Source organism: Mesorhizobium sp. (genome assembly GCF_024509055.1).
In the GTDB taxonomy this organism is placed as follows: Bacteria; Pseudomonadota; Alphaproteobacteria; order Rhizobiales; family Rhizobiaceae; genus Mesorhizobium.
The window spans coordinates 1-13,061 of sequence record NZ_JANINM010000471.1; the positions used below are offsets into that span (position 1 = coordinate 1).

A 13,061-nucleotide genomic window follows, 5' to 3' on the forward strand; every position below is an offset into this window, starting at 1 on the left:
GGAAACCTTCGAGGGCTGTTTCCGGCCCACCGCCCGGGTAGGTTGCGTGAGGCGCGTGGCAACGCGCGCCCAAGATGAATGGCCGCCACGTTCTCGCCGCAGGGCGAGGGCCATACAGAACCCGGCTTACAGGCCAGCTGGCTCCTTCCCCCTCAGTTTGAGGGGAGACGCTCAGGCGCCCAGGTGATCAAGAGATCCCTTAATCGCCTGCCAGAGTTCCTCAACCGGTTCGCAGCCGATTGCCAGCCGGACGAAGCCCGGTGGTACGGCGTCGCCGCGTTTCGACCGCCGTTCCGCCGACGTATGCGTGCTGCCGAAGGAAGTCGCTGATTCAACCAACGCGCAATTGTCGATGAAAGCCTCGGCCTGCTCCTCGGAGGCCAGTTCGAACGAGATCAGGAAGCCGAAGCGCTCCATCTGGGCCCGCGCAAGATTGTGTGAAGGATCGCCTTCCAGGCCGGGAAAGCGCAGGCCGCTTACGGCACGGTGGTCCTTCAGCCGTCGGGCGATCGTTTCCGCCGACGAGCACATGCGGTCGAAGCGTACTTCCAGTGTTTCCAGGCCGCGGTGCACGAGCCAAGCCTCGAAGGGGCCAGGAATGCCGCCTGCAGTCTCGCGCCAGTCCTTCACTTTGGCGACGATGTCGGGATTGCGGCTGGCGACATGGCCGAACAGCACATCCGAATGGCCGTTGATCGCTTTGGTGTCCGCGGAGACGACAATATCGGCGCCGAGATCGAGCGGGCGCTGACCAAAGGGCGTCATCGTCGTGTTGTCGACGACAAAGATCGCGCCCTGCTTATGGACAGCATCGGCGACGGCGGCGATATCGCAGATGTCCAGTCGCGGATTCGACGGACTTTCGACGAAGACCAGCCGGTATCCTTCGAAGCCGCCATCGAGGAAGGTGGGCGTAGGCCTCGTGTCGTGGGCTATACCCAGCGGTTTAAGGAAGCGCTCAGCCAACGCGCGCGTGGCGTGATAGCCGTCCGAAGGCAACAGAATGCGGTCTCCGGATTTCAGGAGCGCGAAAAATACCGCCGATATCGCACCCATTCCCGACGGGAAAATGACACATGGCGCATCTTCCAGATGGCCCAGCGCATGCTCGACGGCGCGCCAGGTCGGATTGCTGAAGCGACCGTATTGATCGAAGCCAGCCGAGTCTCCCGGCGCGTGGAAGGTGGAGGCCATGGTAAGCGGCAACGGTATTGGATCGCCCCTGGCGAAATCGCTGCTGCGCAAGTGGGCGAGTGCCGCAGCGCGTGACTTCGCAGTTTCGGACATGAGCTCGATCCTTATTGCCGGGTGGAGAATGCGAGCCGACGCTAGGCGCGGCGCGTGTTCACCGCAAGCCGCGTGTCTTTGGGCCAGACGGCTCTAAACGGTTCGTTAGGCTTAATAGAGCATAAAGATGGAACGGGCCCTCAGCTTGCTCTTCTGGGTTGCGGTGCGCGTGTTTGTGATGCCTGTTCCCGTTGACGCCCATAGTACCCCATGATATCCCATTTGCATCATCAAGCTTTCGTTCCGCGTCAGGGTGAAGCGTACGCCAATCGGGCAGTCGCGGCGGCTGCGCGTTTGCCGGTTTTCGCCCTACCGAACGAGGCGATTTCTCGCGAGGGAACGCGTGGCGGCGCGGACAACAACATGGGAAGGGGTGCGGCGGCGACAGCGGCTGTAGGGCGTAGTGGACCGATTTCTCTCAAACGCAGTCAACAGGATCGATGCGAAGGGGCGAGTGTCCGTTCCGGCGCATTTCCGCGCGGTCGTGCAGAAACGCGGCTACTCGGAACTCTATGCGCTTCGATGCCTCGACCTGCCGGCGATGGATGTCGGCGGGCTCGACCTGCTCGACCGCTACGAGCAGCGGATCGCGCTGGAGGATCCCTTCCTGCAGACGGCGGACGACATGTCGTTCTTTTGCCATGGCGACGGGACTTTCCTGAAGCTCGATCAGGACGGCCGGATCACGATGAGCGATTTCATCCGCGAGCATACGGGCATCTCGAACGAGGTGGCCTTTGTCGGCCGTGGCAATTTCTTTCAGGTTTGGGAGCCGGGACGGCTTGCGGCCTACGGGGCGCAGGCACGGGCCAGGCTTTTGCAGCTTCGGCAGGGGACGAAGCTCGGGGAGCGACCGGAATGATGGCTGGCCACGGCGATGATCCTCACGCCGTTGGCGGACTGGTCCGTCACATTCCGGTCCTCCTTGCCGAGGTGCTGGAGGCGCTTCAACCCAAGGAAGGCGAAACCATCGTCGACGGAACGTTCGGCGCCGGCGGCTATACCAGCGCCATTCTGGAGCGCGGCGCCTCGGTCGTCGCCATCGACCGCGATCCGGACGCGATCCTGGCGGGCAGGGCTCTCGAGCAGCGCTCGGGTGGCAGGCTGAAGCTCGTCCAGGCACCGTTCTCGACGCTTGACGAGCAGGTCGAGAGCGCCGACGGCGTCGTACTCGATATCGGCGTTTCCTCCATGCAGCTCGACCAGGCGGAGCGCGGCTTTTCCTTTCGCGCCGACGGGCCGCTCGACATGCGCATGGCGCAGGCGGGCCTAAGCGCCGCCGATGTCGTCAACACGTTCAAGGCCGGCGACCTGGCCCGCATCTTCGGTTTTCTCGGCGAGGAGCGTCACGCCGGCCGCATCGCCCGCATGATCGAAGGCCGTCGCGAGAAGCGGCCCTTCGAACGCACGCTCGATCTCGCCGACGCTATCGCCACCCATATCGGGCGCGCGCCGAAGGACAAGATCCATCCGGCCACGCGTGTCTTCCAGGCGCTGCGCATCTTCGTCAATGACGAGCTCGGCGAGTTGGCAAGGGCGCTGTTTGCAGCGGAGCGCGCGCTCAGGCCCGGCGGGCGGCTTGTCGTGGTCACCTTTCATTCGCTGGAAGACCGCATCGTCAAGCGCTTCATCGCCGATCGCGCGGACGCGGCCAGCGGTTCGCGCCATATGCCCGACGCGCCGGCGCGGGTTGCGACATTCCGCAAATCCGGCGGTGGAGTGGCGCCGGCGGAGGCCGAGATAGCGGCCAACCCGCGCGCGCGCTCGGCCAGGCTGCGCGCGGCGATCCGCACCGATGCGCCGGCGCGCGGCGGTGACTTTTCGATTTTCGGTCTTCCAAAGCTTCCCGCTGTCGAGCGGCCGGGGGAGAGGTGAGCACGTGTTTCGTACCAGCGACATAATCCTGATCGCCGTCATGGTCTCGGCAGCGGCCTTGACCTACAAGACCAAGCGCGAAGCCGAGGAGCAGCTGGCGGCGGTGCAGAAGCTGCATGCCCAGATCCGCTATGAGGAAGATACGATCGATCTTCTGAAGGCCGACTGGAGCCTGCTCACGCAGCCTTCGCGGCTGCAGAAGCTCACTGAAACCTACAAGTCGCAGCTTGGCCTCGAGCCGGTCAATGCCCACCAGATCGGCGGGCTCGACGACGTGCCCCTGAAACCGGTCAACATTCAGGAACTGTCTTCCCAACGGCTTGGCGGCATGGCCGACAATTCCGGCAAAGGGCCAGCGGACAGCACGGATCCGGTCGTCACCGGGAGCACCGTGCAATGATCGGCAGATTTCCAAGGATCGGCGATCTACTGAAGCGGCGGAGGAAGCTGGCCGAGGACGGCTCCATCGTCGTCGACGCCGCCCGCAAGGCGACAGGCGGCAAGGCCAAGACCCGCATCATCATGACGATGACGGTGTTCTTCTCGATCTACACGATGATTGCCGGCCGACTGGTCTATCTCGGCATGCAGAGCCCGGATATGTCCGACGGGCCGCAGAGCAGGGTCACGGCCTCGCGTCCGGATATCGTCGACCGCAACGGAGAGGTGCTGGCGACCGACATCAGGACGGCGTCGCTGTTTGCGGAGCCGCGCCGCATCGTCGACGCCGACGAGGCGATTGAGAAACTCTCGACGGTCCTGCATGAGATCGACTACGAGCAGACCTATCGCAAGCTCAAGAGCGGCGCCGGCTTCGTCTGGTTGCAGCGACAGCTGACGCCGAAGCAGCAGGCCGATATCATGGCGCTCGGCATTCCGGGGCTCGGTTTTCGCACGGAGAAGCGCCGTTTCTACCCGAGCGGAGAAACCTCATCCTACATTGTCGGTCTCACCAACATCGACAATCAGGGCATCTCCGGCATGGAGAAGTATATCGACGAGCAGGGTCTGAGCGACCTGCAGGCATCGGGCCTTGCAATCGCCAGGGACCTGAAGCCGGTGAAACTCTCGATCGATCTGCGGGTCCAGCATGTCGTGCGCGACGAGGTCGCCGCCGGCCTGGAGCGCTATCGCGCCCTGGGCGCCGGCGGTGTCGTGCTGAACATCAAGACCGGCGAAGTGATCGCCATGGCCTCCGTGCCGGATTTCGATCCGAACAATCCCTATAACGCCCAGGAAAAGGACCGGCTGAACCGCATGTCGGCTGGCCTCTATGAAATGGGCTCGACCTTCAAGAGCTTCACCTCGGCGATGGCGCTCGATTCCGGCAAGGCGACGATGAACAGTCGCTTCGACGCTTCGCATCCCATCCGGGTCGGCCACCAGGCCATCCACGACTTCCATGGCAAGAACCGCGTGTTGTCCCTACCGGAAGTGTTCCTGTATTCGTCCAACATCGGATCGGCCAGGGAGGCCGAACTGGTCGGCATCGAGGGGCACCGCGAATTCCTGCATCGTCTTGGCATCCTGGATAGGATGCAGACCGAATTGCCGGAAGTTGCCCGCCCGACTGAGCCGAAGGTGTGGAAACAAGTCAACTCGTACACCATCGCGTTCGGCCATGGCGTGTCGACGACTCCCCTGCAGGCCGCCGTCGGTTGCGCGGCGCTGATGCAGGGCTATCTGATCCAGCCGACGTTCCTGGTCCGCAGCGAGCAGGATGCAATGGCGGTGGCCAAGAAGGTAGTCAGCGAGAAGACGGTGGAGGGCATGCGCTACCTCTACACGCTGAACGCCGAGAAGGGGTCGGCCAGAAACGCCAGAGTCCCTGGATATCGGGTTGGCGGCAAGACCGGAACGGCCGAGAAGGTCATCAACGGCCGCTACTCCAAGGACTTGAATTTCAACACCTTCGTCGCCGCCTTCCCGATGGACGATCCGCAATACCTCGTGTTTACGATCGCCGACGCCCCGCACCCGGAAAAGCCCGGGATGACGGATGTCGCCGCCAACAATGCCGGTGTGATGGCGGGCAACATCATCAGGCGCGCAGCCTCCATGCTTGGCGTGAAGCCAGATTTCAGCCATGAAAATGGTGCAACGCTGGTTTCCTATCAGTGATTCTTGGGGCGCGCCGGCAACTGCGCGCTATTTTGTTGCGGTGAACGGAACGCGATGCATCTCAAAGATCTAGCCGGTGTCCTGCCTGTCGGAGGAACAGCTTCCCCCGATCTGGAGGTTACCGGACTCTCCTCCGATTCCCGCCAGGTAAGGCCCGGCGTCGTCTTCTTCGCGCTCGCCGGCAGCAAGGCCGATGGCGCGGCCTTTGCCTCCGATGCGGCGCGCCGCGGCGCCGCCGCAATCATCACGGGCAAAGGCAATGCCGTTTCCGGCCTGCCGGTTCCGGTTCTCGCGGTGGACGACCCGCGTCACGCGTTGGCGCTGAGCGCTGCGCGCTTCTACGGCAGGCAGCCGGAAACGATGGTTGCCGTTACCGGCACAAGCGGCAAGACTTCGGTCGCCGCTTTCACCCGTCAGATATGGGAGCAGGCCGGCTTTGCCGCCGCTTCGATCGGCACGACGGGCGTGGTGGCCCCCGGCCGCAACGAATATGGGTCGCTGACCACGCCGGATCCGGTGGCCCTGCATAAGTTGCTCAAGGAACTGGCGGAGGCCGGCGTCACCCACGCATCGATGGAAGCTTCAAGCCACGGGCTCGACCAACGTCGGCTCGACGGCGTCAAGCTGGCGGCAGGCGCCTTCACCAATCTCGGTCGCGACCACATGGATTATCATCCGACGGTCGAGGACTATCATCGCGCCAAGCTGCGCCTGTTCGACACACTGCTGCCGAAGGGCGCGCCCGCCGTCATTTTCGCCGACGATCCGTGGTCGGAACCGACGATCAAGGCCGCACGGGCAGCAGGCCTGAACGTGCTCACGGTGGGTCGTCATGGCGATTTCCTCACGCTGAAGCGGGTCGAGCATGAACGGCACCGCCAGCGCGCCGAGGTCGAGGCCGATGGCCTACTCCACGAGATCGACCTGCCGCTGGCCGGCGATTTCCAGATCGCCAATGCGCTGGTTTCGGCCGGCCTCGCCATCGCGACTGGAACATCCGCCGACAAGGCTTTGGCAGCATTGGAAAAATTGAAAGGCGCGCCGGGTCGGCTCGATCTCGTCGGGACGACAGCCGCCGGCGCTCCAGTCTATGTCGACTATGCGCACAAGCCCGACGCGCTGGAAAACGTGCTGGCCTCGGTCAGGCCGTTCACCACCGGCCGCGTCGTCGTGGTGTTCGGTTGCGGTGGGGATCGCGATCGCGGCAAGCGGCCGATCATGGGCGAGATCGCAACCCGGCTCGCCGATGTCGTCATCGTCACCGATGACAATCCGCGCACCGAAGTTCCCGAGACCATCCGGGCGGCCATCCTTGCAGCCGCGCCCGGCGCCATCGAAATCGGCGACCGGCGCAAGGCGATCCATGAGGCGGTGGCGATGCTTCATGCCGGGGACACGCTGATCGTGGCCGGCAAGGGCCATGAGGAAGGCCAGACCATCGGCACCGAAACCTTCCATTTCTCCGACCACGAGGAAGTGCGCGAAGCGCTGAGGGAGCGTGCCGCATGAGCCTGCTCTGGACGTCGGAAGCACTTGTCGATGCCATGGGTGGCAGGCCGATCGGCTCGCTGCCGGAAGGCATCACCGGCATTTCGATCGACAGCCGCAGCCTTGAGCCCGGAAACGCTTTCTTCGCCATCAAGGGCGAGGCGATGGACGGGCATGATTTCGCGACCGCGGCGGTCAAGGCGGGCGCCGCCGTCCTGGTCGTGGCCGAGGCCAAGCTGCCCTCGCTCGGCCGGCTGACCGCGCCGATGATCGTGGTGCAGGACGTGCTTGCAGCACTTGAGCAACTCGGCGTTGCGGCGCGTGCCCGCTCGGGAGCCAGGATCATCGCTGTGACCGGCTCCGCCGGCAAGACGACCACCAAGGAAGCGTTGCGCCACGTGTTGTCGGCTGTCGGCAAGGTGCACGCCTCGGCGCAGTCGTTCAACAATCACTGGGGCGTGCCGCTGACTTTGGCCCGCATGCCGCAAGACTGCGACTACGCGGTCTTCGAGATCGGCATGAACCATCCCGGCGAAATCAGGCCGCTGGTCAAGATGGTCGGGCCGCACATCGCCATCGTGACGATGATTGCGGCCGCCCATCTCGGCTTCTTCAAGAACCTCGACGAGATCGCAACGGCCAAGGCGGAGATATTCGAGGGCATCGAGCCCGGTGGCGCCGCCGTGCTCAACCGCGACGATTCCCGCTGGAAGCTCTTGGAGAAGATGGCGAAGGGCGCCGGCGTCGAGCATATCTTCGGCTTCGGCGAACATGCGCGGGCGACCTTCAGGCTCACCAGTTGCGAGCTTTATGCCGACCATTCCGACATTGCCGCCAAGATCGGCAAGCGCGAGATAGCCGCTCGCGTCGGTGCGCCCGGGCGCCACATGGTGCAGAACGTGCTGGCCGTACTTGGCGCCGCGCAACTGGCGGGCGCGGACCTCGACAAGGTGGTGGCGGCACTCGCCGATCTGTCGGCCGAGCGCGGACGCGGCAAGCGTCACGTCCTGCACCATCCGAACGGGCCGATCACTTTGATCGATGAGAGCTACAACGCGAACCCGGCATCGATGGCGGCGGCCATGGCGCTGCTCAACGCTACGCCCGTCGCGGGCGAGGGCAGGCGGATCGCTGTGCTGGGCGACATGCTCGAACTTGGCAGCCACTCGACGAAGCTCCATGCGGCGCTTGCCGAACTCATCGTCGGCACGCAGACGCACAACGTCTTTCTCGGCGGCCCCGAGATGCGGGTGCTGGCCGACGTTCTGCCCGCCGAGATCGAGACCGAATATCGCGCAGGCGCCGACGAGCTGAAGCCGATCCTGCTGTCGGCGCTCAGGCCGGGTGACGTGGTGATGGTCAAGTCGTCGAAGGGCATCGGGTTTTCAAAGCTGGTCGAGGCGCTGCTCGGGAAATTTCCAGCGGAAGCAACAACCATTGAGCCGACCTGAGGTCGGTTTCGGGGGACGGAAGGCATATGTTCACACTGCTCGTCGATTTCGCGGACAAGATCTCGGTCTTCAACGTCTTCCGCTACATCACTTTCCGCACCGGCGGCGCGCTCATCACCTCGGCGCTGATCGTCTTCATCTTCGGGCCGACCATCATCAATTCGCTGAGGCTGCGGCAGGGCAAGGGCCAGCCGATCCGCGCCGACGGTCCGCAAACCCATTTCAAGAAGGCCGGCACGCCGACTATGGGCGGATTGATGATCCTGTCCGGCATCATCGGTTCGTCGCTGCTCTGGGCGAACCTTTCCAGCATCTATGTCTGGGTGGTGCTGCTCGTAACTGTCGGCTTCGGTTCGATCGGCTTCTATGACGACTATCTCAAGGTCACCAAGCAGTCGCATCTGGGCTTTTCGGGCAAAGCCAGGCTGGGGCTCGAATTCGTCATCGCCGGCATCGCTGCATGGGTGATCATGCACAACGGGCAGGCGCCGTTCTCATCGTCGCTGACATTCCCGTTCGCCAAGGAATTCCTCATCAACCTCGGCTGGTTCTTCGTGCCGTTCTCCTGCTTCGTCATCGTTGGCGCGGGCAATGCGGTGAACCTGACCGACGGCCTAGACGGGCTGGCAATCGTGCCGATCATGATCGCGGCCGCATCCTTCGGCGTCATCGCCTACCTGTCGGGCAACGCGGTCTTCGCCGAATACCTGCAAATCCATTTCGTTCCTGGCACCGGTGAACTTGCGGTCGTGCTCGGTGCGGTGATCGGCGCCGGCCTCGGCTTCCTGTGGTTCAACGCACCGCCGGCCGCGATCTTCATGGGCGATACCGGCTCGCTGGCGATGGGCGGGCTGATCGGCACCATCGCGGTCGCCACCAAGCACGAGATCGTGCTGGTCATCGTCGGCGGCCTGTTCGTTGTCGAGATCCTGTCGGTCATCATCCAGGTCGGCTACTTCAAGATGACCGGCAAGCGCGTCTTCCTGATGGCGCCCATCCACCACCATTTCGAGAAGCTCGGCTGGACCGAAAGCCAGGTGGTTATCCGCTTCTGGATCATCGCCGTGATCCTGGCGCTGGTCGGCCTTTCTACCCTCAAGCTCAGATAGGACACCACTTGATCCCCGCCGCTTCTTTCGCAGGCAAACGCGTTTCGCTCTTCGGGCTCGGCGGCTCGGGGATCGCCACCGCGCATGCGCTGATCGCAGGCGGTGCCGACATACTTGCGTGGGACGACAATCCGGACAGCGTCGCCAAGGCCGCAGCGGCAGGTATCGCCACCGGCGACCTGCGCGGCGCCGACTGGTCGCGCTTTGCCGCCTTCGTGCTGTCGCCCGGCGTGCCACTCACGCATCCGAAGCCCCACTGGACTGTCGAGCTTGCACGCGGCGCGGGCGTCGAGGTGATCGGCGACATCGAGCTGTTCTGCCGCGAACGCATCCTGCGTTCGCCGGCGGCGCCCTTCATCGCCATCACCGGCACCAACGGCAAATCGACGACGACGGCGCTGACGGCGCATATCCTGAAATCGGCCGGGCGCGACACGCAGATGGGCGGCAATATCGGCCGCGCCATCATGACGCTCGATCCGCCTGAGCGGGATCGGCACTATGTCGTCGAGTGCTCCTCCTACCAGATCGATCTGGCGCCCTCGATCAACCCGACAGCCGGTATCCTGCTCAACCTGACGCCGGATCATCTCGACCGGCACGGCACGATGGCGCATTACGCTTCGATCAAGGAGCGGCTGGTGGCGGGTAGCGACACCGCGATCGTCGGCGTCGACGATTCCTGGGGCGCCCAAATCGCCGACCGGCTGGAGCGGGCGGGGCGGCCGGTCATTCGCATTTCCAAGCGCCTGCCGCTGACAGACGGCTATTTCGCCGACGGCCCCAACCTGATGGAAGCCGTGCACGGCCGTTACAGCCGCATCGCCTTCCTCGAGGGCATCGGCTCGCTGCGCGGCCAGCACAACGCACAGAACGCGCTTGCCGCGGTCGCCGCCTGCCTCAAGGTGGGGCTGGAACTCGGCGAGATCCAGGCCGGCCTGGAGAGCTTCCCGGGACTTGCACACCGCATGGAGCAGGTCGGGCGCAAGGACCATGTGCTGTTCGTCAATGATTCCAAGGCGACCAATGCCGACGCGGCGGCGCCCGCGTTGTCGAGCTTCAACAACCGCATCTACTGGATCGCCGGCGGCCTGCCAAAGGAAGGCGGCATCGAGCCGCTGCGCGGCTTCTTCCCGCGCATCGCCAAGGCCTATCTGATCGGCGAGGCCGCGCCCGCCTTTGCCGCTACGCTCGGCGAGGCGGTGCCCTACGAGATATCCGGAACGCTGGCGGCGGCGGTCGAGCACGCCGCGCGCGATGCGGCGAACGACGCCGGCGGCGAGGCGGTGGTGCTGCTTTCGCCGGCCTGCGCCAGTTTCGACCAGTTCAAGAATTTCGAGGTTCGCGGCGAAGCCTTCAGGCAAGCTGCGACTGCTATTGATGGTGTGAAACCCATCGGAGGGCCACGTTGATGCAAAGCCGTCTCGACAAAAGTCCTGTCGCAACCTGGTGGTGGACGATCGATCGCTGGTTCCTGGCGGCATTCCTGTCGCTGATGGGGCTCGGCATCGTTTTGTCGTTCGCTGCGAGCCCGGCGGTCGCCGAACGCATCGGCCTCGACAGCTTCCACTTCGCCACGAGGCAGATCATCTTCACCATCCCGGCGCTGATCGTGATGCTCGCCGTTTCCTTCCTCGACGCGCGACAGATCAGGCGCATGTCGCTGGTGATGCTGTGCATCATGCTGGTGCTGATGGTCGCGGTGCTCTATGTCGGCGTCGAGGTCAAGGGCGCGCGGCGCTGGGTGTCGCTGGCCGGCCTCTCCATCCAGCCGTCCGAATTCCTGAAGCCGGCTTTTGTGATCATCTGCGCCTGGCTGTTCGCCGAGCACAAGCGCCAGCCCGACATTCCCGGCAACCTGTTCGCGATGCTCTTGCTGGCGTTGGTCATATCGCTGCTGGTTGCGCAACCCGACCTTGGCCAGACCATGCTGGTGCTCGGCACCTGGGGCGTGATGTTCTTCATGGCCGGGCTGCCCTGGTTCTGGATCGTCGCGCTGGGCGCTGCCGGCGTCGGCGGCGTCTTCGCGGCCTACACGGTGTTTCCGCACGTCGCCGCCCGCATCGACAAATTCCTCACCGGCGAGGGCGACACGTTCCAGGTGGACATGGGCCGCGAGGCGCTGATCAATGGCAGCTGGTTCGGCGTCGGTCCGGGCGAGGGTACGGTGAAGCGCGTCATTCCAGACAGCCATGCCGACTTCGTCTTCTCGGTCGCGGGCGAGGAGTTTGGCCTGATCATGTGCTTCTTCATCATGTCGATCTTCGCCTTCATCGTGCTGCGCGGTCTGAGCATCGCGCTGAAGGAGCAGGACGATTTTACCCGTTACGCAGTCGGCGGCCTCGTCACCATCTTCGGCCTGCAGTCGGCAATCAACATGTGCGTCAACCTGCAGCTGATGCCCGCCAAGGGCATGACGCTGCCTTTCATCTCCTACGGTGGCTCCTCGCAGATCGCGATTGCCATCTCGGTAGGCATGGTTCTGGCGCTGACGCGCAGGCGTCCGGAAAAGCGCAAGCAGGTGGGCTTTGCCTTCCCGCAGCGCGCAATGCCGGCGGAATGAGGCAGGATGTCGAAAGGACTCATCCTGCTGGCGGCCGGCGGAACGGGCGGGCATCTGTTTCCGGCCGAAGCGCTCGCGTATGAACTGATCGAGCGCGGCTGGAAGGTGCATCTTGCCACCGACCACCGCGCCGAGCGCTATTCCGGGCACTTTCCCGCCGCCGACATCCACGCGATTCCTTCGGCGACACTGGGCTCGAAGAACCCGGTCGCCGTGCTCTCCGCGTTCTGGAAGATCTGGCAAGGTGTCCGCGAGGCCGGTCGGGTCATCGCCAGGATCAAGCCGGAAGCCGTCGTCGGCTTCGGCGGCTATCCGACGCTGCCGCCGCTCTACGCGGCGATCCGGCGCAAAGTGCCGACGCTGATCCACGAACAGAATGCCGTCATGGGCCGTGCCAACAAGGCGCTGGCCGGCCGCGTCGACGCGATTGCCGGCGGCTTCCTGCCGGAGGGCGCAAGTGCCGCCGGCGCCAAGACGGTGACCACAGGCAATCCCGTCAGGCCGCAAATCCTCGAGGCGGCGAAGACGCCTTATGCCGCCCCCAACGATGCGGATCCGTTCCGCTTGCTGGTGTTCGGCGGCAGCCAGGGCGCTCAGTTCTTCTCCGACGCCGTGCCGGCGGCGGTCGCACTGCTGCCGGAAGACCAACGCAAGCGACTGGCGATCACCCAGCAGGCGCGCGCGGAGGACGTGGCGCGGGTGAAGGCCGCCTATGCCGATCTTGGTGTCGACGTTCAGGTTTCGCCTTTCTTCACGGACATGGCAGCGCGGATGGCGGCGGCGCATCTGGTGATATCGCGCTCCGGCGCCTCGACCGTGTCGGAGATCGCCGTCATCGGCCGCCCGGCTCTGCTGGTGCCTTATCCACATGCCCTCGACCACGACCAGGCGGCAAATGCCGCGGCGCTCGAAGCGGCCGGCGGCGCCGAGCTCCATCCTCAGTCGACGCTCTCGGCGGAACGGATCGCCGAGCTGGTCGGTGGGCTGATGCGGGAGCCCGACCGGCTTGCCGCCATGGCCGCGGCCTCCCGTTCGTCGGGCAAGCCGGACGCGGCGCGGTTGCTCGCCGATCTGACAGAGGCTATTGCGTCCGGCAAAACAGTTTCGGACTTCAGGAGGACGCGCGCATGAAGATGCCGCAGACGATCGGCCTCGTGCATTTCATCG

Annotated in this window: 11 protein-coding genes; 10 read left to right on the top strand and 1 reads right to left on the bottom strand. The window is 64.5% G+C overall.

Going from position 1 to position 13,061, the window contains the following annotated elements; translation table 11 throughout:
* Window positions 1-171 precede the first annotated feature (171 nt).
* Window positions 172-1,287, bottom strand: coding sequence for a cystathionine gamma-lyase (locus Q0L57_RS27255; protein ID WP_296746173.1), 1,116 nt, complete (start codon window positions 1,285-1,287; stop codon window positions 172-174).
* A 403-nt stretch (window positions 1,288-1,690) separates the two neighbouring features.
* Here Q0L57_RS27255 and mraZ point away from each other — a divergent pair, with 403 nt between their 5' ends.
* Genes mraZ through murG form a run of 10 tightly spaced genes read left to right on the top strand, consistent with a single transcriptional unit; the run spans window position 1,691 to window position 13,025 of the window.
* A complete protein-coding gene (gene mraZ / locus Q0L57_RS27260) occupies window positions 1,691-2,149 on the top strand; it encodes a division/cell wall cluster transcriptional repressor MraZ (protein ID WP_296746174.1) in 459 nt (152 codons plus the stop codon).
* Window positions 2,146-3,162 carry a 16S rRNA (cytosine(1402)-N(4))-methyltransferase RsmH gene (gene rsmH / locus Q0L57_RS27265; RefSeq protein WP_296746176.1) on the top strand — a complete coding sequence of 339 codons (1,017 nt, stop codon included), beginning with the start codon at window positions 2,146-2,148 and terminating at the stop codon, window positions 3,160-3,162. The genes mraZ and rsmH overlap by 4 nt, the downstream gene beginning before the upstream one ends.
* Window positions 3,163-3,166: 4 nt before the next feature.
* Window positions 3,167-3,562 carry a hypothetical protein gene (locus tag Q0L57_RS27270; RefSeq protein WP_296746177.1) on the top strand — a complete coding sequence of 132 codons (396 nt, stop codon included), beginning with the start codon at window positions 3,167-3,169 and terminating at the stop codon, window positions 3,560-3,562.
* Complete coding sequence (locus Q0L57_RS27275) at window positions 3,559-5,283, top strand: penicillin-binding protein 2 (RefSeq protein WP_296746178.1); 1,725 nt, start codon at window positions 3,559-3,561, stop codon at window positions 5,281-5,283. The genes Q0L57_RS27270 and Q0L57_RS27275 overlap by 4 nt, the downstream gene beginning before the upstream one ends.
* A 54-nt stretch (window positions 5,284-5,337) precedes the next feature.
* Window positions 5,338-6,792 carry a UDP-N-acetylmuramoyl-L-alanyl-D-glutamate--2,6-diaminopimelate ligase gene (locus Q0L57_RS27280; protein WP_296746179.1) on the top strand — a complete coding sequence of 485 codons (1,455 nt, stop codon included), beginning with the start codon at window positions 5,338-5,340 and terminating at the stop codon, window positions 6,790-6,792.
* Window positions 6,789-8,222 carry a UDP-N-acetylmuramoylalanyl-D-glutamyl-2,6-diaminopimelate--D-alanyl-D-alanine ligase gene (locus tag Q0L57_RS27285; protein WP_296746180.1) on the top strand — a complete coding sequence of 478 codons (1,434 nt, stop codon included), beginning with the start codon at window positions 6,789-6,791 and terminating at the stop codon, window positions 8,220-8,222. Before Q0L57_RS27280 ends, Q0L57_RS27285 begins: the two co-directional genes overlap by 4 nt.
* 26 nt (window positions 8,223-8,248) lie before the next feature.
* Window positions 8,249-9,331, top strand: a complete 1,083-nt coding sequence (mraY, locus tag Q0L57_RS27290; RefSeq protein WP_296746181.1) for a phospho-N-acetylmuramoyl-pentapeptide-transferase — start codon at window positions 8,249-8,251, stop codon at window positions 9,329-9,331.
* 8 nt (window positions 9,332-9,339) lie between these two features.
* Window positions 9,340-10,743 (top strand): UDP-N-acetylmuramoyl-L-alanine--D-glutamate ligase, encoded by a 1,404-nt coding sequence (murD, locus tag Q0L57_RS27295; protein ID WP_296746182.1) that lies wholly within the window; start codon window positions 9,340-9,342, stop codon window positions 10,741-10,743.
* Window positions 10,743-11,894 (top strand): putative lipid II flippase FtsW, encoded by a 1,152-nt coding sequence (gene ftsW, locus Q0L57_RS27300; RefSeq protein WP_296746183.1) that lies wholly within the window; start codon window positions 10,743-10,745, stop codon window positions 11,892-11,894. Before murD ends, ftsW begins: the two co-directional genes overlap by 1 nt.
* Window positions 11,895-11,900: 6 nt before the next feature.
* Window positions 11,901-13,025, top strand: coding sequence for an undecaprenyldiphospho-muramoylpentapeptide beta-N-acetylglucosaminyltransferase (murG, locus tag Q0L57_RS27305; protein ID WP_296746184.1), 1,125 nt, complete (start codon window positions 11,901-11,903; stop codon window positions 13,023-13,025).
* Window positions 13,026-13,061 lie beyond the last annotated feature (36 nt).